This is a genomic window from Qipengyuania atrilutea (assembly GCF_013370205.1).
GTDB classification, from domain to species: Bacteria; Pseudomonadota; Alphaproteobacteria; order Sphingomonadales; family Sphingomonadaceae; genus Actirhodobacter; species Actirhodobacter atriluteus.
Genome location: NZ_JABWGV010000001.1, coordinates 1 through 21,936 on the forward strand (window position 1 = coordinate 1; position 21,936 = coordinate 21,936).

General features: G+C 64.6%; 17 protein-coding genes and 1 tRNA gene. 13 read left to right on the forward strand and 5 right to left on the reverse strand.

Translation table 11 applies throughout. From position 1 onward, the window contains the following. Positions 1 to 612 (forward strand): YadA-like family protein (locus HUV48_RS00005; RefSeq protein ID WP_176265745.1); only part of this gene is annotated, 612 nt, incomplete at its 5' end. A 37-nt stretch (positions 613 to 649) separates the two neighbouring features. On the opposite strand, the gene HUV48_RS00010 is transcribed toward HUV48_RS00005, so the two are convergent. The 3 genes from HUV48_RS00010 to HUV48_RS00020 all read right to left on the reverse strand — a co-directional run bounded on the left by HUV48_RS00010 (position 650) and on the right by HUV48_RS00020 (position 6,303). Continuing rightward, complete coding sequence (locus tag HUV48_RS00010) at positions 650 to 1,693, reverse strand: LacI family DNA-binding transcriptional regulator (RefSeq protein ID WP_176265746.1); 1,044 nt, start codon at positions 1,691 to 1,693, stop codon at positions 650 to 652. Between the two features lie 84 nt (positions 1,694 to 1,777). After that, complete coding sequence (locus HUV48_RS00015) at positions 1,778 to 4,558, reverse strand: TonB-dependent receptor domain-containing protein (RefSeq protein WP_176265747.1); 2,781 nt, start codon at positions 4,556 to 4,558, stop codon at positions 1,778 to 1,780. A 152-nt stretch (positions 4,559 to 4,710) separates the two neighbouring features. Further along, positions 4,711 to 6,303 carry a beta-helix domain-containing protein gene (locus HUV48_RS00020; protein WP_176265748.1) on the reverse strand — a complete coding sequence of 531 codons (1,593 nt, stop codon included), beginning with the start codon at positions 6,301 to 6,303 and terminating at the stop codon, positions 4,711 to 4,713. A gap of 328 nt (positions 6,304 to 6,631) precedes the next feature. Between HUV48_RS00020 and HUV48_RS00025 the strand changes: the two genes are divergently transcribed. The 12 genes from HUV48_RS00025 to HUV48_RS00080 all read left to right on the forward strand — a co-directional run bounded on the left by HUV48_RS00025 (position 6,632) and on the right by HUV48_RS00080 (position 19,225). Beyond that, positions 6,632 to 7,009, forward strand: coding sequence for a hypothetical protein (locus tag HUV48_RS00025; RefSeq protein WP_176265749.1), 378 nt, complete (start codon positions 6,632 to 6,634; stop codon positions 7,007 to 7,009). Positions 7,010 to 7,204: 195 nt separating this feature from the next. Then, on the forward strand, positions 7,205 to 7,810 hold the full coding sequence (locus tag HUV48_RS00030; protein WP_225871460.1) for a lytic transglycosylase domain-containing protein: 606 nt from the start codon (positions 7,205 to 7,207) through the stop codon (positions 7,808 to 7,810). 7 nt (positions 7,811 to 7,817) lie between these two features. Beyond that, the gene (locus tag HUV48_RS00035) at positions 7,818 to 8,129 is read left to right on the forward strand and encodes a TrbC/VirB2 family type IV secretion system protein (RefSeq protein WP_176265750.1); all 312 of its coding nucleotides are present in this window, start codon (positions 7,818 to 7,820) and stop codon (positions 8,127 to 8,129) included. A 7-nt stretch (positions 8,130 to 8,136) separates the two neighbouring features. Further along, the gene (locus HUV48_RS00040) at positions 8,137 to 8,418 is read left to right on the forward strand and encodes a VirB3 family type IV secretion system protein (protein WP_176265751.1); all 282 of its coding nucleotides are present in this window, start codon (positions 8,137 to 8,139) and stop codon (positions 8,416 to 8,418) included. Positions 8,419 to 8,448: 30 nt separating this feature from the next. Then, positions 8,449 to 10,893, forward strand: a complete 2,445-nt coding sequence (locus tag HUV48_RS00045) for a VirB4 family type IV secretion/conjugal transfer ATPase (RefSeq protein WP_176265752.1) — start codon at positions 8,449 to 8,451, stop codon at positions 10,891 to 10,893. After that, the gene (locus HUV48_RS00050) at positions 10,890 to 12,089 is read left to right on the forward strand and encodes a TrbL/VirB6 family protein (RefSeq protein ID WP_176265753.1); all 1,200 of its coding nucleotides are present in this window, start codon (positions 10,890 to 10,892) and stop codon (positions 12,087 to 12,089) included. The genes HUV48_RS00045 and HUV48_RS00050 overlap by 4 nt, the downstream gene beginning before the upstream one ends. Next, positions 12,086 to 12,901 carry a TrbG/VirB9 family P-type conjugative transfer protein gene (locus tag HUV48_RS00055; protein ID WP_176265754.1) on the forward strand — a complete coding sequence of 272 codons (816 nt, stop codon included), beginning with the start codon at positions 12,086 to 12,088 and terminating at the stop codon, positions 12,899 to 12,901. The genes HUV48_RS00050 and HUV48_RS00055 overlap by 4 nt, the downstream gene beginning before the upstream one ends. Next, the gene (locus HUV48_RS00060) at positions 12,901 to 14,085 is read left to right on the forward strand and encodes a TrbI/VirB10 family protein (RefSeq protein WP_176265755.1); all 1,185 of its coding nucleotides are present in this window, start codon (positions 12,901 to 12,903) and stop codon (positions 14,083 to 14,085) included. Before HUV48_RS00055 ends, HUV48_RS00060 begins: the two co-directional genes overlap by 1 nt. A gap of 13 nt (positions 14,086 to 14,098) precedes the next feature. Continuing rightward, a complete protein-coding gene (gene virB11, locus HUV48_RS00065) occupies positions 14,099 to 15,196 on the forward strand; it encodes a P-type DNA transfer ATPase VirB11 (RefSeq protein ID WP_404799904.1) in 1,098 nt (365 codons plus the stop codon). A 127-nt stretch (positions 15,197 to 15,323) separates the two neighbouring features. Next, positions 15,324 to 17,519 (forward strand): RNA degradosome polyphosphate kinase, encoded by a 2,196-nt coding sequence (locus HUV48_RS00070; protein ID WP_176265756.1) that lies wholly within the window; start codon positions 15,324 to 15,326, stop codon positions 17,517 to 17,519. Continuing rightward, positions 17,519 to 19,072, forward strand: a complete 1,554-nt coding sequence (locus HUV48_RS00075) for a Ppx/GppA phosphatase family protein (protein ID WP_176265757.1) — start codon at positions 17,519 to 17,521, stop codon at positions 19,070 to 19,072. Before HUV48_RS00070 ends, HUV48_RS00075 begins: the two co-directional genes overlap by 1 nt. Before the next feature lie 76 nt (positions 19,073 to 19,148). Next, positions 19,149 to 19,225, forward strand: a tRNA-Arg gene (locus HUV48_RS00080). Between the two features lie 15 nt (positions 19,226 to 19,240). Here the strand turns inward: HUV48_RS00080 and HUV48_RS00085 are convergent. Further along, positions 19,241 to 20,266, reverse strand: coding sequence for a cupin-like domain-containing protein (locus HUV48_RS00085; RefSeq protein ID WP_318656020.1), 1,026 nt, complete (start codon positions 20,264 to 20,266; stop codon positions 19,241 to 19,243). A 5-nt stretch (positions 20,267 to 20,271) separates the two neighbouring features. Beyond that, entirely contained in the window at positions 20,272 to 21,804 is a 1,533-nt protein-coding gene (locus HUV48_RS00090; RefSeq protein ID WP_176265758.1) for a tryptophan halogenase family protein, read from the reverse strand. Between the last annotated feature and the right edge of the window lie 132 nt (positions 21,805 to 21,936).

Consider the following 21,936-nt stretch of genomic DNA (forward strand, 5'->3'; position numbering starts at 1 on the left):
GCATCGGCTTCGGGTATCGGCGCGGTTGCCATCGGCACCAGTGCATCTGCCAGCCAAACCTCTTCTACCGCAATCGGCGCGAACGCCACCACCACTGCCGCGAACCAGGTCACGCTCGGCGGTACCGGCTCTTCGGTGCGGATCGGCGACATCGCCGCATCGACCGCCGCGCAGTCGGGCAACGTTCAGGCGGTAACGGTCGACAGCACCGGTACGCTCGGCACCACCGCCATCGCTACCGCGGCGCAGGTCGACAACGTCCGCCTTGCCATGGACAACATCGCCGCCGTCACCGACGCGCAGTTCGCTGCGCTGACTGGCCGGGTCGACGGTATCGAAGGCGACATTACCACACTCTTCGACCTCACCGACACGATGCGCACTGATACGCGTCAGGGCATTGCGGCGGTCGCCGCGATGGCGCAGCCGCACTTTCCGAGCGAGGTGGGCAAGACCAGCTATGCCTCCAACGTTGCCTATTTCCCCGGCGAAGTCGGCGTGTCGGCAGGCGTGACGCATCGGATGGACGGCGATTTTGCCATTACTGCCGGCGTCTCCTATGCCGGCGGCAAGAATACAGCCGTGCGCGCAGGCGTAGCCGGCGAATTCTGAAACGGGGGGGGCGGGGCAGGCTTCGGCCTGTCCCTTCCTATCCGCTGGAGCGGGCGATCAGTTCGACGGGCACGCGCCGGGTTCGGGCCGGGTCGTCGTGCGATAAAACCGTGTCGATCAGCGCCCTGCCCGCGCTCGCAAAATCGGGCGCAATCGTGGTGAGCGGGGGATGCGAATGAAGCCCCGCCGATACTCCGTCGAAGCCGACGAAGGCAGTGCGCTCCGGCACCGGAATGCCGCGTTCGGCCAGCAGGTCGAGCGCGCCTAGCGCAAGCGAATCGCAGGCGGCGAAGATGCCATCGGGGAGCGCGTCTTCGCCATTTTCGCTTAGAAACCGCGCAATGGCGTGCGCGCCTTGGTCCTCGCGGTTCATGCGCTCGTCGATCTCGATTACGCTGATGTCGACGCCGGCTTCGTTCGCTTTCGTTCGAAAGCCTGCGCAGCGTTCGGCGAACTGCGCTTGGTGCGAGGTTTCCGAGCCGAGGAAAGCAAGGCGCTTGCAGCCGCGCTCCAGCAGCCGCTCCGCCGCGAGCGTACCGCCCAACTGGTTGTCCGAGCGCACCCAGCCGAGCTGGTCGAAGGGCGAACCCCAATAGGCCGCACGCCCGTCCCCGCGGTCGTTCTCGCAGAAGAACTCCCATGCCTCGCGGTTGGAGCTCGACCCCATGACGAGCATGCCCTCGGCCTGCCCGCGCTCGACGTAATGCGAGAAGAACTGCTCCGGCTCGCGCTGGAAGGAGACGAGCGTCTCGAACCCGCGCGCGGAGGCTGCCTCGCAGACCGAGCCGAGTAGCGTGTAGTAAAACGGGTTGATCGTGCCGGCGGTATCGCGCGGACGCTGGATGACGACGACCGCGAGGGTGCCCGAATGGCCGCGGCGCAGGCGGGCGGCGCGCTCGTCCACGAAATATCCGAGTTCGCGCGCGGCATCGAGTACCCGCTGACGGGTCGCCTCGGTAATGACGGCAGATCCCGACAGCGCCCGCGATACGGTCGACTGGCTGACGCCCGCATGATCGGCGACGTCGAACGACGTTACCCGCCGCGTTGGCACATATTCCGGCGCAGTATGCTCTTCCATGCGCAGCGGTTCTACTGCGCAAGTCCGTTTCGGCAAGCCCGGTGCGCGGCTTTCTGCGCGCCGGCCTGCCGATATAGGCAGGGATCAGAACTCGACCGAGACCGAGGCGGAAAAGCTTTGCCCGATGTCGTAGGTGAAGAACTCGTAGCGTTGGTCGGCGGTCTGCTGGAATTCCTCGTGGTTCTCACCGAGGATATTCCGCGCTTCCAGCTTCAGCTCGATCTCCTTGCCGGCGAGTTCGAAACCTTGCCGCGCGACGAGGTCGAGGCGGATACCAGGGTCCTCGATCACGTCGGGAGCGCCGCTCGCACCGCGCTGCAAAACGCGCTCGCTCGCATAGGTGACGAGGAAGGTAAGCTGCTGCAGCCGCTCGGTATCCTCGAGACCCAGTTGCAGGTTCACCAGGTGATCCGACTGGCCGACCAGCGGCCGTCCGTCGACGAAGAAGTTCTGCGCGTTCTCGGTAATCGGTCCTGCGGGAGAGAAGGTGGTGATGGTATCGCCTTCGCCGACCGAGATTTCCGAGTTCGTGTAAGTGTAGTTGGCGACGAGGATCGCCTGCTTGGTTTCGAACAGTCCGCCCAGATCGTAGAGGTCGTAGTTGTACTGCGCCTCGATCTCGCCGCCCCACAGCGTGGCTTCGGGTGCATTGGCGAAGCGCACGAGCTCTGCCGCGTTGGAACTGAACTGCACGTAAGGTTCGATCGGCTTGTCGATCTTCTTGTAGAAGCCCGCCGCCGATACCCGGTTGCCGCCGCCGAGATAGTATTCGAGGCGCATTTCGGCGTTCAGGAGTTCGCTGTCGACGAGGGCCGGGTTGCCGATGAAGGCGCGGTCGGTCTCGGGATCGGTGTAGGACTGGAAGATCAGCTCGCGGAACTGCGGCCGGGCAACCGTGCGCGAAACATGGGCGCGGACCTGCAGGTCGTCGGTGATCTCGTAGGTCGCGGTCGCTGCTGGCAGCCAGTAGTCGTTGTTGAGCGCCGTCGCGCCGAGCAGGCTCGTCTGCCCCTCGATCACCGCGATCGGGGTGACGGTCTGCACCGCGTCCTCGTAGCGGACGCCGACATCGAAGCTGAGGCCGAGCACTGGCTCGATATTGAGCTTGCCGTAGCCGCCGTGAATTTCGAGGTCGGCGCGAAAGCGGGCGCTGAAATCGTTGAACTCGATGAGGTCAAGGCCGTAGAAATCGACCACTGCCGAGCCGAGCAGATAGTCCGGGCGGAACAGGCCGACCTCGTCGGGCAGCGGTCCGCGGATGTCGAACTCGCGCCGCACGGAATCGCGGGTCGTGTCGGTGTAGGCATAGCCGATGGTGGCGCGAATATCGTTCGTGATCGGGTAGCTGACGTCGATCCCGCCGTAGTAGAGATCCTCTGTTAGGTCGGAGAAGACGACGTTCGCGCTGCCGCGGTTGCCGCCCGTCAGGCGGTTGGAATAGAGGTCGCCGAAGGGATCGTTCGGCAGGTTGGTGCGAACATAGCGGAAGCCGAACTCGTAGGGCGCTTCGCGCTGCGTCTGCGCGTAGCCGAGGCGGGTATCGACGGTGAGGTCGCCGAAATCGAGCTCGCCGACGAACTGCGTGTCGAGCAGCTGCCGCTCGAACCACGCGGTATCCTGCTGCAGGATGTCGATATCGTCGGGGTTCTGCTGCTCGATATCGCCGAGTTGCGCCTGCTTCAGCGAGTCGCGAATGAACAGGTTGGTGAGGCGGAACTTGTGCTCGCCGACTTCGAGGCCGAAACCGAGCAGCCCGTTAAGCAGGATGCGGTTGTCGGTAATTACGTCGTCCGAGGTGAAGCGCACCGTGTCGGTCGAGAAGATACGCTCGCGCCGCGCGAAACGGTTGCGCCACTTGTTGCTGAGGCCGGCGGTGGCGATGACGCCGAACTGCCCGTCGCTGAACACGTCGAACGAGGTTCCGGCGGAGAACCCGGCGGAGAAATTCGCTGGCAATTCGCCGATGCCTTGCAGCAGGGTCTGGTTCGGCTGGTTGAGCTGTTTGAGGATCGCCTGCCGGTCCGCCAGTTCCAGCGTGTTGAGCGACTGGCGGCTATCGAAGAACGATTGCAGCGCGGGCGGCGCATCGCGGCGCCCGTCGTCGAAGCCGAACCAGTCGTAGTCCGAGCCGTAGTAGCTGAGACCGTTCTGGAACGTCGTTTCGGTGTCGCCGGAGATGCCCGCGCTGACCTTGAAGAAGGACTCGTCGGGAATGGCCTGCGTCGTCAGATTGATGACGCCGCCGCCGAACTCGCCGGGGAAGTTGGCGGAATAGGTCTTCTGCACGAGACTGGATGCGACGATGTTCGTCGGGAAGATGTCGAGCGGAACCACGCGCGACAGCGGCTGCGGCGAGGGCAGCGGCAAGCCGTTCAGCAGCGCCAGCGAATAGCGGTCGCCAAGGCCGCGGACATAAACGAAGCCGTTGCCGACGACTGACAGGCCGGTGACGCGGCCGAGCGCGCCCGCGATGTCGCCTTCGCCGGTGCGCGCGATCTGCTCGCTCGACAGGACGGAAATGACCTGGCTCGAACTGCGCGTCGCGTCGATGCGGCGGCGGCCGGTGACGACGATCTCGTTCCCGCCGGGGATGGAGATCTCGGGCTGCTCGCCGAAGTCCTCGCCGGTTTCGCCACCAGTTTCCTGCCCGACCGGATCGCCCGAAGCCTCGGCAGCGTCCTGCGCCTCGGTATTGTCGACGCCTGTGACCTCTTCGAGCAGGTTTTCATCGCCGCCTTCTTCGGGCGGCGGGCCTTCCGCGCCGGTGCTGGGCTGTCCGGTCGTTCCTTGCGCAAAGGCGGCAGATGGAACGGTGAGCGCGGTCGAGAGCAGCAGCAAGCCTGCAAACTGCTTTCCGGTAATCATGATGGCGGTCCCCTAACTAGGTCGCGGTTCGTAAACTCGCCTGCGCCGCGCCTAACCTGATCGATGCAGGTGCGCGGCCGGCGGGAGAAATTCATAAGAAATCGGGGACCGGTCGCGAAGTTGCGAACGGCCCCCGGTATCTTCTCTGCAAATCAGCTTGGATAGACAGGCAGCGACGAGCAATTGCCGGTGTTGCCGCTTCCGAAAGAGAGCGTGGAAGAGTTGCAGGTCCAGCCGTTCACCCAGCTTGCGTTGCCTTCGTATGCCGCACCGATCTGCGCCGGATTGTCGAAGAAGCTGGAGATCGCGGTCGGGTTGAAAACGGCGACGCCGCTTTCGTTGCTGCCGTTGATGAAGGTCATGGTCAGCGTGGTGGTGAAGTTGGCGTTGTTGTTGCTGCCGCCGCCGGTGAAGGCCGCGAGCGCCTGATCCGCCGAGACACCCGAACCCGAACGCGTGTCGGTGGTGCAGTCGAGCACGACCGACTGGAACTCGAGCGGTCCGCGCTCGCCCGGCTGCGAACCTTCGGCTGCATTGATTGTGTCGAGCAGGTCGAACTGCAGACACGGAGCCGCCGAACCGACCAGGACCGAGTTCATGATCGTCGCATCGGCTTCTCCGCGCAGGCGGATCGCCCGACCGGCAGAGGATGCGCGGTGGATGAACGTCCCGTTCGACAGTGCCAGGTAGGACCGCGGCGTGTCGTTGTAGAGGTCGTTGTTATCGTCGAGCTCGATGATCGTATCGGTCTCGCCGAAATCGCGCTGGGCGGCGATGACGTACTGGAAGTAGGCCTGCGCGCCGGTATCGACGTCGAAGCTGTCGTCTTCCGCTCCCACCGAGATGAGGTATTTCGCGCGGTTGACGCCTCCGAAGAACTCCATGCCGTCATCCGAGCTGTTGTAGCTCATGATGTGGTTGAGGGTCGTGCCGCTGCCGATGCCGCCGGTGGTCAGCGCCTGGAGTTCGTCGCCGTCGGCCACGATGAAGCCCGAGTAGCGGATCTGGACATATTGCAGCGAGCCAGAGCTGTCGCCCGGCGTCGCGCCGCCGTAGCGCGGACGGGTCAGCGTGCCTTCGACTTCGCGCTCGCACTGGACCGTTCCGGTTGCAGCGCCGCCGGCGATGCAGTCCGTTACCGGAGCGCGGCCGTTAAGAACGACGCCGCCCCACTGGCCCGACGCATTCACGCTGGAGTTGAAGCCGCGTGCATTGTCGAGGCTGGTGAAGATGATCGGGCGTTCGGCCGTGCCGTTCGCCTGAAGCTCGTTACCGCGGTTGACGAGGAGGTAGGACGAGCCGCTCGAAACCAGGATCACGCCCGGCGCGATGGTCAGCGTCACGTCGGTATCGCTGAGGCCGTCGCTGGCGTCGGCAGCCGGGCCGCCGTCGGTGCCGACTGCGACCTCGCCGTTGATCTCGTACAGCACGCCCTGGATGTAAGGGAGCGAGGTCGAGGCGGTGAAGCGCGCGGGCAGGGTGCAGCGGCGATAGGTTCCGGTCGGGCCGGAAATCGTGCCGTTGTCCGTCAGCGCGGTCGGGTTCGAAATGGTCGGGCAGCCGTCCGCCGCGGTAACCGTCGGTGCAGGCGTGGGTGCCGGAGCGGGCGAGGGCGCCGGGGCCGGAGCGGGGTTGTTGATCGTGATGTTGCCGCCGGTTCCGGGCGAGACAATTTCGTCTGCGCCGCAGCCTGCCAAGGCAAGCGCGCTACAACCGATGAGAAGCGAACGTGTGGTGAATGTCACGGGAAAAATTCCCCCCTTATGATGTGCCAGAATTGTCGAGAATCTGTCTGCTGCGACGTTGGCGCCGCCGAGGGGATAAATAGGCGCGTATCGTGACGCTTTATTTGCAGAGCGCGGCGGAATTTATCCACCGGTGCCGCTGGAAAACGCGCGCCTGAACGCCGCTTTAACGCGCCGGAATGGCGGAAGTCGTAGCGCTTTTTCGAGCGCCGCTCGGGCGACGCATCTCGCCGTTACGCATGACCGAACAAAGACAATATTACAGATTTGTTGCAACGAACTGTCATATATGTAATATTACTGTCATAAACATAATCGGAGAGTTGCCATGAGTCTCATTCTTGCTGCTGCGCTGGTCGCTTCCGGCCAAGCCGTCGTTACCGTTCCCGATGTCGCGCCCGAGAACGACGTAGCGTACACGGAACTGACCGCCGGAATGAACGAAGTCGCGATCGACCGGATCGAGGCCAACGACGCGCTCGACGCATCCGATCCGGCACGGCTCATCAATCTAGGTATCGCGCACGCGCGCGAGGGCGAAGACGAACAGGCGCGCGAATATTTCGACGCCGCCATGCGAAGCGATGCGCGCCTGCAGCTCGAAACCTCAACCGGCGAATGGACCGATTCGCGCGTGCTGGCGAAGACGGCCCTGCGCAAACTGGACCGCGGCGACTTCGCTCCGCAGATGGCAAGTTCACGCTAGAACCGCCGTCCCCGCTATCTTAATTCCATAAGGACGAGTGACGGTAAGCGCTCGTCCAACCCCTTGCTAACCCGCGGCCTTTCGGTTTCACGACCGGCAGGCCGTTCTTTTTTTCCGTCTCGCCGATTGAAATTGTTAACCATCTTGTCACCTCGATGCCATAAAAGGTGTACATCGGGATCGAACGGAGGGTTCATGAGTTATCGCGGACTGGCGAAAGTTGGCCTTGTTGCCGCTTTCGCAATGTCCGGGCAGATGGTCCGGGCGGATGTATTGCAGATCGAGACCGACGGTGCGCGCTGGGTGGCGGGCCCGAAAGCGGTCGCGGCTGTGCAGTCCGCTTCCGGCTCTCCCGCGACGATCACGACCGCCCAGCTAACCAATGCCCGCCTTTCCATCGCTCCGCCCGCCGAATACGCCGACAAGGTGAACGAGCTCGCAGAACGCTACGACCTCAGCCCGGCCCTGATCGAGGCCTTGGTCTGGCAGGAAAGCCGCTGGCGGCACGATGCGCGCTCGCACAAGGGAGCGCAGGGGCTTGCGCAGTTGATGCCCGGCACCGCGCGCGACATGGGCGTCGATGCCCGCGATCCGTTCGCGAACCTCGAAGGCGGGGCGCGGTATCTACGGATACAGCTCAACCGTTTCGGCGGCGACCTCGAAAAGGCGCTGGCGGCCTACAACGCCGGACCGGAGCGCGTGGCGAGGGCGAACGGCGTTCCGCGCATTCGCGAGACCGAGCATTACGTGGCATCCATCATGGGCCGGCTCGCCTATGCCAACAGTTTATCGCAGGAGTAGTTTTTCGATGCGTTTTACCCAAAGCTTGGCAGCCAAATTCGGCGTACTTGCTTTCTTCCTGTCGCCGACTGCCGCGCTGGCGCAGCAGGCCGCCGATCCGCAGGGCTCCGGCCCGATCGTCGCCGCGCTCGGCTGGCTCCAGGGCACGCTGCTCGGCAACGTGGCGACGGCTGTCGCCGTCATGGCGGTGGCCGCGGTCGGTTTCATGATGCTGACCGGCCGGATGAACTGGCGTTTCGGCGCGACCGTCATCATCGGCTGTTTCATCCTGTTCGGATCGGCTTCGATCGTGGCGGGCATCCAGGGGGCGGCAGGCTGAGGCGTTCATGGAACTGACCCGCCATCCCGTTCACCGCGCATTGACGCGCCCGCAGATGTTCGCGGGCGTGACCTACAATTACTTCATCATCAATTTCGCGCTGACGACCGAGCTTTTCCTGATTACCGGCAGCTTCTGGGCACTGCCGGCCATGCTGATCTTCCACGTGATCGGCTATTTCGCCTGTTTGCGCGAGCCGCGCATTTTCGACCTGTGGATCACGAAGGTTTCCAAGTGTCCGCGGGTCAAGAACTTCAAGCGGTGGGGGTGCAACAGCTATGCGCCCTGAGACCGCCGCGCCCCGGAGGGCCGCACTGACATGAAGAAATGGATCGGAGCCGCCGCCTGGAGCGACAAGGAAGCGCCCGCGGGCGCCCGGCTGCCTTATGCTAGCCTCATCGACGAGCATACCGTGCTGCTGCGCGACGGGTCGGTGATGACCGCCCTGCAGGTTCCGGGCCTGTTGTTCGAAACCGAGGACAGCGAGGCGCTCAATGCGCACGCCGCGACGCGCGAGGTGATGCTGCGCTCGACGCTCGATGCGCGTTTCGTCATGTATCATCACGTGATCCGGCGCCGGGTTGCGGTCGAGCTGGAATCGGAATTCGCGGACCCGCTCAGCCGCCACATCGACCAGCGCTGGCAGGACAAGCTGCGCAAGGATCCGCTGTTCATCAACGACCAGTTCATTACGCTGATCCGCCGTCCGGCCAAGGGCAAGGCAGGCTTTGCGGAGCGGACCGGCAAGTTCCTTTCCCGCGACCGGAAGAAGAACGTCGAAGGCAATCCCAAGGACGTGCGTGCGCTGAAAGCGGCGGCGACGGGTCTCGTGGCTTCGCTGTCGGCATACGGTGCGCAGCTGCTCGGCGATTACGATACGGGCAACGGCGCAGTGAACAGCGAGATGCTGGAGCTGCTTTCCGCGCTCTACAATGGCGAGATGCGTCCGGTCAGGAAGCCATCGGATGCGGTCGATATCGGACACATGATCCCTTACCGGCGGGTCAGCTTTGGCCTCGATGCGCTGGAAACGCGCGGGGCGGGGCGGCCCGATTTCGCGGCGATCATGGGCCTCAAGGACTATCCCGAAGCAACCTCGCCCGGAATGCTGGACGCGCTGCTGCGCCAGCCGTTCGAAATGGTCGTGTCGGAAAGCTACGCACCCCGCGAACGGCAGACGGCGCGCGAGCGGATCGACCTGTCGCTGCGGCGCCTGCGCTCGGCCGACGAGGAAGCGCAGGCGGAACGCGCGGACATGCTCGCCGCGCGCGATGCTCTGGGCAACGGCGCGGTCGGTTTCGGCGATCACCACCTGTCGGTGCTCGTGCGAGAAAGCGATCTCGCGCGGCTCGACGAAGCCTGCGCCGCCTGTGCTGCCGCACTCGCCGATACCGGCGCAATCGCGGTGCGTGAAGATACCAATCTCGAACCGTCCTTCTGGGGACAGTTCCCCGGCAACGAGCAATATCTCGTCCGTCAGGCGATGATCTCTAGCGCCAACATGGCGGGCTTCGGCTCTTTCCATGGTTTCGCGCTCGGTCAGGCGAGCGGCAATCACTGGGGCGATGCGGTCACGCTGCTGGAAACGACCAGCTCCACTCCGTTCTTCTTCAATTTCCACCACGGCGACCTCGGCAATTTCTCCGTCATCGGGCCGTCGGGCTCGGGTAAGACCGTGGTGATGAATTTCCTCGCCGCGCAGGCGCAGAAGTTCAAGCCGCGTACGATCCTGTTCGACAAGGACCGCGGTGCGGAGCTGTTCGTGCGCGGGATCGGCGGGCGCTACGACCGGATCACCGCGGGTTCGCCCTCCGGCTTCAACCCGCTCGCGATGCCCGACAACCCTGGCAACCGCGCGTTCCTGCGTGACTGGCTGTCGGTGCTGCTCAAAGCCGAAGGGCCCGAAGAGCAGGCGATCATCGCCCATGCGGTCGATGCGACCTACGGCAACGATCCGAAGCTGCGCCGCCTGCGCCACTTCAAGGAATTGCTGGCCGGTGCAAGGCGGCCGCAGCCCGGCGACCTGGCGGACCGCCTGTCGGCCTGGATCGGCTCGGCGACCGGCGAGGGCGGAGAGCACGGTTGGCTGTTCGACAACGCGGAAGACAAGCTCGACCTGTCGCACCGCACGCTCGGTTTCGACATGACCGCGCTGCTCGAAAACCCGCGGCTACGCACGCCGGTCATGATGTATCTGTTCCACCGCATCGAAGAGCGGCTGGACGGCGATCCGACCATGATCCTGATCGACGAGGGCTGGAAGGCGCTCGACGACGAGGTTTTCGCGGCGCGCATCCGCGACTGGCTGAAGACGCTGCGGAAACGCAACGCGCTGGTCGGTTTCGCGACGCAGAGCGCGCGCGATGCGCTCGAAAGCCGCATTTCCACCGCGCTGGTCGAGCAGACCGCGACGATGGTGTTCATGCCGAACAGCCGCGCGCGGGCGGAAGACTATTGCGACGGCTTCGGCCTTACCAGTCACGAACTGGCGCTGATCCGCACGCTGCCTGCGCATAGCCGCTGCTTCCTCGTGCGGCAGCCCGACGCGAGCGTCGTCGTGCGGCTCGACTTGTCGAACGCGCCCGAAGTGCTGACCATTCTGTCCGGCCGCGAGAGCACGGTCCGGCGGCTCGACCTGCTGCGCGATGCGGTGGGCGACGAACCTTCCGAATGGTACCCCTCGCTCACCGGACAGGCGTGGCCGGGCATGGTCGACCCGATGGGCGACGACATTCTGCCCGCATTCCGCGAGGCGGCCGAATGAGCGTGAACTGCGATTCTGCACTCGAGCAGGTAGGGCTGGGCGTATCCGCCTCGCTCCGCGCGGTCGACTGCGTGGCGGGCGAGATGTCCGCCGACGCCTTCGGACGCCTGTTCGGCGCTGAAGGCGGGTTGCTTCCTGCGCTCACGATATTGCTGACCCTGTATGTCGCGATCTTCGCGATCCAGCTCCTGACCGGCCGCGCCTCGGTCGGCGTGCGCGCATTGACGCCGCGGATGCTGACGCTTGGGTTGGCGCTGACTTTCGCGACGAGCTGGTTCGCTTACCAGAGCGTCGTCTGGAACCTGGCGGTCGCCGCGCCCGATTACCTCGCTACGATGATGTCGGACGGCGATGGCTCTGCGACGAGCGTCTTCGGCGACAAGATCGATCTCGTCTTCCTCGCCTTGCAGGATGCCGCTGGCCCCGCCGGAGCGGAGGGCAACGAGGTATCCGCCTTCTCGCCCGAAGGCATGCTGTGGATGGGAGCGATGCTGCTCCTGCTCGGCACGGTCGGCGTGCTGGTGACGGCGCGGATCGCGCTCGCCGTGCTCGTTGCGCTCGGCCCGATCTTCGTCGTGCTCGCCATCTTCGACGGAACGCGCGGCATGTTCGTCGGCTGGCTCAAGGGTCTCGTCATGCTGGCGCTGACGCCGCTGTTCGCGGTAGTCGGCGGGTCAGTCATGCTGGAACTCGCAGTGCCGGTGCTTGGCTCGCTTACCGCGACGCCGGGCCAGATCGAGCTCAATCCTGCAGCCGCCTTCTTCCTGATCGGTGCAGTCCACTGCGCGCTTATGGTCATGGTCATCAAGGTCGCCGCCACGATGGTGTCCGGCTGGACGGTCTTCGGTTTCGCCCGCGGCAAGGATAGCGACGGCGGCACGGCATCGAGCGGATATTCCCGCCCGCTTACGCCGGCCAGCGCCCCGGCGGCAGCGGCAGCCAGCGCTTCCCCGGCGCTTGCCACCAGCCAGGCAATCGCGGCTTCTCGCCGGATCGACGTATCCGCGGTTCCCGTGAACCAGCCCGCAAACGACAGCGGACCGAGCGGCGGCAGCACTTCGCGTGAAACCCGCGTAATCACCCAATCCTCAGGCGGCGGACAGACCGCCGCGCTTTCCAGCGGACCCTCGCGGGCGAGCGGCATCGGCAGCCGCTTTCGCGCCGCACCGGCCCGATCCACGGAGAATTTACGATGACCCATGCGCTTTCTCCCCGGCGCTTCCTCTTCGCCGCTGGCGCTTTCGTCGCGGCTACGTTCTCGGCCTTCCCGGCAACTGCGCAGGACGCGCGGCTGCGCGAAGTGATCTACGATCCGTCGGAGGTCGTGCTGATCGAAGGGCGCGCCCGCATTCAGGCGACCATCGCTTTCGGCGAGAACGAGACGATCGAGAACGTCGCGATCGGCGATTCGAGCGCATGGCAGGTGACGCCGAACAAGCGCGCGAACCTTCTGTTCGTGAAGCCGCTTCTGCCCAGCGCCGCCACCAACATGACCGTCATCACCAACCGGCGCACCTATTTCTTCGATCTCGTCGCGCATCCGGGTGCGCAGGCGATGTATGTAATGAAGTTCGTCTATCCGGAAGACGAGCGCGCGGCGGAGAACGAAGCATATGCCGCCGCCGCGGGCGAAGCGAGCGCACAGGAAATCGCCGCGGCTCAGGATCCCTATGCGGTGGTCGATCCCGCTGCGCTGAACTTCTCGTGGGCGGCGAAGGGCGACAAGGGTCTGCTGCCGGTGCAGACCTATGACGACGGGGAAGCGACCTTCCTCGCCTGGCCGGAAGGGCGCAGCGTGCCGGCCATCCTCATCACCGATGCCAAGGGCGTCGAGGGACCGGTCAATTACACCGTGCGCGGCGATACCATCGTGATCGACGGCGTCCCTTCGCAAATCATCCTGCGGTCCGGCGAAGATGCTGCGACCCTGACCTTTACCGGGCCGATCAGGCCGGAACCCGAATTGCGCGCCGAGCGTGACGCGGGTCGTTTCGCGGAGGCGAATTGATGCGACTGACCAGCAACCGTCTGCCCAAGGCCGGCTACCAGAGCGAAGCGGCAAACGACGTCGATCCTCGCGAGGGCCAAAGCGCGGAGATCATCGATCTCGCCTCGCGCAATACCTATCCGGTCGTCGCCAACCGCAAGACAAAGTCCGACGGCCTCGGCCTTGCGGCCGGCGTGGCGATCGTTGCTATGCTCGGTGCGGTAACGCTGTGGAGCATGAATTCTGCACGGCTGACCGAACCCGAAGGCATCGGCGGGGCAGAGAACGTCGGCGCGCAGGCACCGCAGCAGGCGCCCGGCGATTTCGCTGTCGCGCCGGCTCCGATCGGCGAACCGCAAGTACAGCCCGGCTATGGCGAGTCTGCTCCGCAGCCCGTCGCCGCACCGGCCTCTTCGCCCGACTATTCCTCGCCGCCCGCACCGATCGGCGATCCCTCGATCGCGCCGTCTCCGCGCGCGAACGGTCTCTCCAGTCCGGCCATGGTCTTCGATGCGAGCAGTTCCGCCGTGCCGCAGCTTGACGGCAACGGAGAGCCGGTTGCCGCGATGGGCGATTCCGACGGCGTCGGCAGCGACACGAGCGAAGTCAGCCGCTTCGCAAGCCGGATCGGCGGCGTCGGCGGTGCACCGGCGCAAGCGTCGGCCATGACCAACCCGTCGACCACGGTGACGCAAGGCACGCTGATCCCGGCGATCCTCGAAACGGCAATCGACACCAACGTGCCCGGCTTCGTGCGCGCGGTGGTCAGCAAGGACGTGCGCAGCTTCGATGGTACGAAAGTGCTCGTCCCGCGTTCGTCGCGCCTGATCGGGCAGTACCAGTCCGGTCTCCAGAACGGGCAAAAGCGTGCTTACGTCATCTGGACGCGCCTGATCCGTCCGGACGGTGCGTCGGTCAATCTCGCGTCCCCCGCGATCGGTTTCGACGGCACGACCGGTCTTCAGGGCAAGGTGAAGAGCAACTTCTTCCAGCGCTTCGGCTCGGCCCTGCTCCTTTCGGTCGTCGGCGGCCTTTCCAACCTCGCGAGCGGCGGCACCTCGGTAGTGCTTGGCGGTGGTCAGAGCGCGGCGGCGGCGGCGTTCGAGCGCGACGGACAGATCGGTCCGACGGTGCGGGTGAAGCAGGGTCAGCCGATCCGCATCTTTACCGCACGCGACCTCGATTTCACGACCGTTTCGAACTGAGGAAGCAACCGGTTTGAGCGCCGACATCCATTCCCTGAGCGGCGGCTTCGCAGCCAGCATGACCGGCGGCGATAGCGAAGGCGGCGCGCTCGATCAGGCGGCCGACCTTCCGGCGATCGAAGAACGCAGCGTCTATCTCGACGCGTATTTGGCCCCGTTCCGCCCGTGGCTGGAGCGCGACACGGTCACCGAGATCATCGTGAACCGGCCGGGCGAGGTCTGGATCGAGGATGCGGCTCACGCAGGAATGCGGCGCATCGCCGTTCCCGAAGTGACCGACCGGCTCGTACAGCGCCTTGCCGAACAGGTGGCCCGGGTGAGTCACCAAGGGATCAACCGCGAACACCCGCTGCTCGGCGCGACCTTGCCCGACGGCGGGCGCGTACAGTTCTGCGGACCGCCGGCGGCGCGCAAGCACTGGGTTATGGCGATCCGGCGTCACCGAAGGCTCGATCTGCCGCTGGACGCCTACGACACCGGCCCGCTCGGCAAACCCGTGCGCCCGCAGATGCCTGATCCGCAGGCGGAGCCGATCGCATTCCTTCGTGCGGCGATCGCGCAGCGCAAAACGATCCTGATTTCCGGCGGTACTTCGACCGGGAAGACGACCTTCCTTAACGCGATGCTCGGCGAAATACCGAGCGAAGAACGCGTGGTGCTGGTCGAGGATACGCCCGAACTGCGCCTGCCGGGAGAGAACGGCGTCGGCCTCGTCGCCGTAAAGGGCGAACTGGGCGAAGCGAAGGTTACTGCGAATGAGCTTTTGCAGGCGGCCCTGCGTCTGCGCCCCGACCGGATCGTGCTGGGCGAATTGCGCGGCGCGGAATCGGTAAGTTTCCTGCGCGCCATCAACACCGGCCATCCGGGCAGCTTCTCGACCATTCACGCGAACAGCCTGCGCGGTGCGCTCGAGCAATTGGCGCTCATGGTCATGCAGACGGGCATCGGCCTGACACGCAGCGACACCATCGCCTATTCGGCGAGCGTCATCGATGTGCTGGTGCAGCTCGGCCGCGACGAGAACGGCAAGCGCGGCATCACGCAGATCGCCGAAAGCCAGCAATTGCTGAAGGCCGCGCGTACCGCTCCGGGAACGACCGCGCCGCGTTAGGGAACCGCCCAAGCCGCCGCGCGGTTGGCTAAGGCATGGTCTTACCGAGATTGCAGTCCGGCGCTTCCCGCCGCATGGTGAGGCGCGAGATATACGCCGCTGCGCAATTCGACGAGGCCGCCGTTTCATGAGCATTCTTCCGCAAGCGAGCAACGATCACGGCGACGACGGTCTGCCGCCCGATGTCGACCTGCCGGATGCGGAAGAGCGCTATACCAACCGTGAGCTCAGCTGGCTTTCGTTCAACGACCGTGTCCTCGCCGAGGCGGTAAGGGCGCGCTATCCGCTGCTCGAACGGCTGCGATTCCTGTCCATCTCCGGCAGCAATCTCGACGAGTTCGTAATGATTCGCGTGGCCGGCCTCGTAGGGCAGGTGCAGCGCGGAATCGAGCGGGTATCGTCCGACGGGCTTACTCCTTCGCAGCAATTGAGCGACATATCAGAGCGGCTCGACCGGATCGCCACGGCGCAGCAGAAAGCATGGCGGGATCTGCGCAGCGAGCTTGCCGAAAACGGCATCCGCATCGTCGATACCAACCGGGTGGACTCGGCGACCTATCGCTGGCTCAAGGAGCATTTCCTCAACGAGATCATGCCGGTCATCACGCCGCAGGCGATCGACCCGGCGCACCCGTTTCCCTTCGTCGCTAACCGCGGGATGGGCCTGCTGTTCACGCTGACGCGCCAATCTGACGGCGAGCAGATCATCGAGATGGTGCTGATCCCGGCCGCGCTGCGCCGCTTCATTCGCGTCCCGGGCGAGGAAGCTATCTATATCAGCATCGAGAACCTGATCTGCCGCTTCGCAGGCAAGATGTTTCCCGGCTACACCATCGAAGGCGATGGCGCGTTCCGGGTGCTGCGCGACAGCGATATCGAGATCGAGGAAGAAGCCGAAGACCTCGTGCGCACCTTCCGCAGCGCGATCCAGCGGCGCCGGCGCGGACAGGTCATCCAGCTCGAGCTGGAGGAGGATTTCGATCCCGTCGCCGAGCGTACGTTGCGGCAGCAGCTCGGCCTGCACGGCGCGACCGTGATCAAGACCGACGGGATGATCGGGATCGAAGGTCTCGACCGGATCGTCTCAGAGGACCGGCCCGATCTCAAGTTCGACAGCTATTCCCCGCGCTATCCCGAACGCATCCTCGAGCATGACGGCGACTGTTTCTCCGCGATCCGCGAGAAGGACATCGTGATCCATCACCCTTACGAAAGTTTCGAGGTGGTGGTCGATTTCATCCGTCAGGCTGCCGCCGATCCCGACGTCGTGGCAATCAAGCAGGCGCTCTACCGCGCAGGCAATCAGTCGGCGGTCATCAATGCGCTTATCGCGGCGGCGGAGGCGGGCAAGACGGTGACGGCGGTGGTGGAACTGAAAGCCCGTTTCGACGAGGAGCAGAATCTCGTCTGGGCCAGCAAGCTCGAACGAGCCGGGGTGCAGGTCGTTTACGGCTTCGTGGAACTCAAGACACACGCCAAGGTCGCGATGGTGGTGCGGCGAGAGGGCGACGGCTTTCGCACCTACTGCCATTTCGGCACCGGCAATTACCACCCGGTCACCACCAAGATTTACACCGACCTCAGCTTCTTCACCGCCGATCCCAAGTTCGGGCGCGATGCTGCGAAGCTGTTCAATTTCGTGACCGGCTATGTGGAGCCGCGCAGCCTCAACGTGCTGTCGGTCTCGCCCATCGGCCTGCGACAGGAACTTTACGCGCTTATCGACCGCGAGATCGAGAACGCGAAGGCTGGGCGCCCAGCCGCGATCTGGATGAAATGCAATCAGGTGACCGACACGGGAATGATCGACAGGTTGTACGCTGCGAGCGCAGCCGGGGTCGAGGTGCAGATGGTCGTGCGCGGGATCTGTGCGCTGCGTCCCGGCATTCCCGGCCTGTCGGAAAACATCCGGGTCAAGTCGATCATCGGACGCTTTCTCGAACACAGCCGGATCTATGCGTTCGCGAACGGCTACAAGCTGCCGAGCGAGCGAGCGCGCGTGCTGATTTCCTCCGCTGATCTCATGTCGCGCAATCTCGACCGGCGGGTGGAAGCGATGGTGCCGATCCGCAACCGGACGGTCCACGACCAGGTGTTGCAGCAGGTGCTGCTCGCCAACCTGCTCGATACAGAGCAAAGCTGGGAGCTGCAGCCGAATGGAGACTACGAACGGGTCGAGCCGGGTGAGCAGCCCTTCAACTGCCACCGCTATTTCATGACCAACCCGTCGCTTTCGGGCCGGGGCGGGGCGCTTGTGGCGAGCCGTGTACCGAAGCTCGCGCTGCGCTCTGCCAAGCGGGTCAAGAACCGGAGCGACGACTGATGCCGCTTCGTAGCAGGCAGCGCGATCGCGGCAGCAAACTGTCCGGCAACGTGGCGGAGCGAGCGATCGTCGACATCGGCTCCAACACCGTGCGCGCCGTCGTCTTCAGCGGTAGCCCGCGGGCGCCGACAGTGTTTCTCAACGAGAAAGTCACGGCGAAGCTGGGCCGGCGCATAGGGAGCGAAGGCGATCTCGCCCCCGAAGCCATCGAAATCGCGATGCGCGGCCTCAGACGCTATGCGCTGATCTTCCGCGAACTCGAAATCAAGGACGTGACCACGGTTGCGACCGCGGCCGTGCGCGAGGCGAGCAACGGCGCGGACTTTCTCGAGCAAATCCGCGCACTGGGCTTCGCGCCCAAGGTACTGTCGGGCGAAGAGGAAGCGCGGAGTTCCGCTCATGGGATCATGGGCGCGTTTCCGGGTGCGGAAGGGCTCGTCGCCGATCTCGGCGGCGGAAGCCTCGAACTCGTTCGCGTGGAAGGCAGCGAATGCCGCGATGCTGATACGCTGCCGCTCGGTACGCTGCGGCTGGCGGCGCTGCGCGAACAGCACGGGGACGGCACGCGCAAGGTCCTGTCGCAAATGCTCAAGAAGGCCGGCTGGGAAAAGCCGATCGGCGGGCCGCTCTACCTCGTCGGCGGAACGTGGCGGGCGATGGCAGTCTTCGCGATGCAGCGTGCCGAGACGCTGCTGACCGATCCGCACGGCTACGAACTGGCCGCCAAGCAGGCAGCGAAGCTGGCAGATACGCTGGCTGCTGCCGATCCGGCTGACCTTGCGGCGATCCCGCGCATATCGACCATGCGCGCGGAAAAATTGCCCGACGCTGCGCTGCTTCTGCAGGCTCTGCTCAAGAAGCTCGAGCCGGAGCGGCTGGTATTCTCTTCCTGGGGCCTCCGCGAGGGGCTTTTGTACGAACGGCTGGCACCGCATATCAGGGGGCAAGACCCGCTGCTTGCCGGCGTCGCCGTGTTCGGCGCAATGCGCGGAGCACCGCCGGTTCTCGCAGCATTGATGGCGGGCTGGACGGTGCGCGCAGTTCCGAACGAAGGCCGCGGCAGTGAGCGGGTTCGCCTGGCCGCGACAACGCTCGCGCTGGCCTCGATGCAGATAGAGCCGAACCTGCGTATCCAGCAGGGAATTGAATGGGCGCTCTACAAACGCTGGCTGGCGGTTGAGCCGCACGAGCGGGCGATGCTGGCGGCCGCTATCTGCGGCAACGGAAACGTGACCGAACTGCCCGATGCGCTGCACCGGATCGCAAGCGGCGAGCAGCTCGAGGAGGCTCTGTGCTGGGGGCTGGCGATACGGCTATGCCGCCGCCTTAGCGCACGGTCGCGCCGACCGATGCAGGCGAGCACGCTGTCGGTCGAAGACGGCAGGCTGATTCTGAAGATAGAGGAAGAGCAGGCACCCCTGTTCGGCATACCGAACGAGAAGGATCTCAGGACTCTCGGAGAAAGGCTCGGCCTCGACTATACCATGGAAGTCGTCGGCGAAACGCATTCTTCGGAAGTCGAGAACGTCCTGCGCGCAGAGGACGACGCGTAGTCCGCACCTTGACTGCCCAAGTCTGGTTTCAAGACGTTTGCGTTCGGAGGAAATAGCGCTATCGCGCTGGCGGCGCGCGCCCGTAGCTCATCTGGATAGAGCGCGAGACTTCTAATCTTGAGGCAGCAGGTTCGAGTCCTGCCGGGCGCGCCACCAGATCGTTCGCGGTCAGTCTCCCGGACCCATCGCATGGCGTATCAGCCGCCGCATATGTCCGAACAGTTCCGGGCTGGGCGGGCCGAGAATGCCTTTCGCATGGTCGGGCAGATGCGCGCCCGGATCGCCCGAGCGCTCGAACACGTAGTAGTCCAGCAGTTCGCGCCAGACTTCCTTCTCGTCGCGCGGTAGATGCCTGAACGCCAGCATCATGTGCAAAAGTGCATCGTAGGGACTGCCGATCCCTTCGGGCAGATCGGGGGTCCACCAGTAATTGACGAGGATGCTCACGGGCTCCAGCGATTCTACGCCGTGCCACCAGCCGTAGGGAATGTAGATCGCGTCGCCCGGTTCGAGCGTAGCCTGCTTTGCATCCTTCCATGCCTCGGCAAAGCGCGGATATCTGTCGAGATCCGGAGCCGACGGATCGACCATGCTGACAGGCGTGCCCGCCGGGGTAGTCTCGAACGGGCCAGGATACAGATCAGGTGTCCGGCTTGGAGGAAACAGCGTGAAGCGCCGCCGTCCCGCCACGCAGCAGGCAACGTTCTCCTTAGCGTCGTAATGCGGGGCGACCTTGATACGGTTGCCGATCCAGATACGCGGCGCAACCGCAGGGAGAAGATCGAGCCTGTTATCTGCGGCAAAGCGCGGGGCTAGGCTCGCAATATCCTCCGATTGGACGGCCATCGCCGGAGGCTGCGGGACGGACCTCGCGTGAAGAAGGTCTTCGAGAAATGAGGCCAGTTGTCCGCTGGCCTTGACGAAATTCAGTTGGCGCAAATCATCCGTATAGAAGAAACGGCCATCAGCGGAGGGCGGTGCGGCTATCGCGTTCACGGGCCGCGCCGAGGCGCGCTCGGCGAGGTAGCGGCATATCGCGACGTCATTCTCTCGCGCCGCTTCCACAGCAGGCCAATCGCCGACGAGACCGCGAAAGACGGCGGGTCTTGTCGAGGCGCGCAGTTCGGCGAAAGCTTCTGCCGTGACAGGGGTGGCGATCTCTTCGATCGGGGAAGGTGGCGGAAGCTCAGGCACCGAGGTCAGGTGCTCAGCCGCTCGCCGGGCGGAACAGCCCCGCCGCGCTGCTGGAGAAACGCGTCCTGCGTCGGAAGCTGCTCCACCGTATGCGCGATCACCTCGCGAATGTGCCGCAGGCGCTCGAGTGTTTCCGCTTCGTCTAGGAGCCCGGCGACGGGGTGATAGCGTTCCGGATGAACGCCCTGACCCGACATGACAGCAAGCCAGCTTGCCTCGGTGAAAAGCTCGTTGTTCTCGCGGAAGATGCGGCCCGAACTGCGGAACATCTCCAGCTTCTCGCGCAGGCCTTCCGGCAATTCCAGGTTTCGGCAGTAGCGCCAGAATTCGGAATCGTCGCGCTCGCTCGCATTGTAATGCAGGACGAGGAAGTCGCGGATATCGGCATATTCGCGGTCCGTCTCTTCGTTGAAGCGCGCGATCTCGGTCGCGCCAAAGCTCGTGTCGGGAAACAGTGAAAGCAGACGCGCGATGCCCGATTGCACCAAGTGAATCGAGGTCGATTCGAGGGGTTCGAGGAAACCCGCAGCGAGGCCCAGCGCGACCACGTTCTTTTCCCACGCCCGCGCGCGGTGACCCGCGGTGAAGCTCAGCTGGTTCGGATCGGCCAGTGGCTGCCCGTCGAGATTGGCGAGCAGCAGGTCGGTCGCATCCTCGCGGCTCATGTGCTGCGAGGAGAAGACGTGTCCGTTGCCGAGCCGGTGCTGAAGCGGAATGCGCCATTGCCACCCTGCCGGGCGGGCGGTGGAACGCGTGAGCGGCTCGTGCTTGCCGCCGAGCGTGCAGGGAACGGCCACGGCGCTGTCGCACGGGAGCCAGTCCGACCAGTCCTTGAACGGCACTTCGAGCGCTTGTCCGAGCAGCAGCGAGCGGAAACCGGAGCAATCGATAAAGAGCTCGCCTTCGATCGTTTGCCCGCTGTCCAGCTTGATACCAGTGACGACGCCGCTCTCGCCGTTCTGCTCGACCTCTACAACCCGCCCTTCGACCCGGGTTACACCGTCTGCCTCCGCGCGCGCACGAAGGAAACGCGCATAGCGCGCTGCATCGAACTGGAACGCGTAGGCGAGTTTCGCCATCGGCGACTTTGTATTGGGGCGCGGCCAGTCGAATTTGCCCGCTTTGCCAGCCATCGCGGCAATCGAATACGCATCGACCGGTGTCTCGTCGCCGATCGCCGATCCGCGAATCCAGAAGTGCTGGAAGTCGATGCCCAGCATATCGAGCCCGTAACTGCCGAACGGGTGGACGTAGGAATGTCCCGGTCTCAACCAGTCGACGAATTCGATGCCGAGTTTGTAGGTTGCGCGCGTCTCGCGCATGAACTCCATCTCGTCGATGCCGAGCATCCGGTTGTAGCCTATGATCTGCGGGATGGTTGCTTCGCCAACGCCCACAGTGCCGATCGCTTCGCTTTCCACGAGGGTCACGGAAAAGCCGGGGAGTTTCCCCATGACATGCGCCAGCGCCGCAGCGGCCATCCAGCCTGCGGTGCCGCCGCCGACGATCACGACATTGGTTACCGGGGCAGGGGTCATGGCGCGCTTCTCAGGGATATCAACGCGTCGTCCGAGCCCACGGCGATCACAGTTTTTGTGCACTGCAAGATAACGATAACATCTAAAGCATGTATCATACTGCCACCCTATAGCCCGATACCATTGTTGGCA

Bases quoted from the DNA above. Each gene is read 5' to 3' on its own strand.
- HUV48_RS00010 (WP_176265746.1), bottom strand. From the start codon at position 1,693: ATGGAAGAGCATACTGCGCCGGAATATGTGCCAACGCGGCGGGTAACG.
- HUV48_RS00015 (WP_176265747.1), bottom strand. From the start codon at position 4,558: ATGATTACCGGAAAGCAGTTTGCAGGCTTGCTGCTGCTCTCGACCGCG.
- HUV48_RS00025 (WP_176265749.1), top strand. From the start codon at position 6,632: ATGAGTCTCATTCTTGCTGCTGCGCTGGTCGCTTCCGGCCAAGCCGTC.
- HUV48_RS00030 (WP_225871460.1), top strand. From the start codon at position 7,205: ATGAGTTATCGCGGACTGGCGAAAGTTGGCCTTGTTGCCGCTTTCGCA.
- HUV48_RS00035 (WP_176265750.1), top strand. From the start codon at position 7,818: ATGCGTTTTACCCAAAGCTTGGCAGCCAAATTCGGCGTACTTGCTTTC.
- HUV48_RS00040 (WP_176265751.1), top strand. From the start codon at position 8,137: ATGGAACTGACCCGCCATCCCGTTCACCGCGCATTGACGCGCCCGCAG.
- HUV48_RS00045 (WP_176265752.1), top strand. From the start codon at position 8,449: ATGAAGAAATGGATCGGAGCCGCCGCCTGGAGCGACAAGGAAGCGCCC.
- HUV48_RS00050 (WP_176265753.1), top strand. From the start codon at position 10,890: ATGAGCGTGAACTGCGATTCTGCACTCGAGCAGGTAGGGCTGGGCGTA.
- HUV48_RS00055 (WP_176265754.1), top strand. From the start codon at position 12,086: ATGACCCATGCGCTTTCTCCCCGGCGCTTCCTCTTCGCCGCTGGCGCT.
- HUV48_RS00060 (WP_176265755.1), top strand. From the start codon at position 12,901: ATGCGACTGACCAGCAACCGTCTGCCCAAGGCCGGCTACCAGAGCGAA.
- HUV48_RS00070 (WP_176265756.1), top strand. From the start codon at position 15,324: ATGAGCATTCTTCCGCAAGCGAGCAACGATCACGGCGACGACGGTCTG.
- HUV48_RS00075 (WP_176265757.1), top strand. From the start codon at position 17,519: ATGCCGCTTCGTAGCAGGCAGCGCGATCGCGGCAGCAAACTGTCCGGC.
- HUV48_RS00090 (WP_176265758.1), bottom strand. From the start codon at position 21,804: ATGACCCCTGCCCCGGTAACCAATGTCGTGATCGTCGGCGGCGGCACC.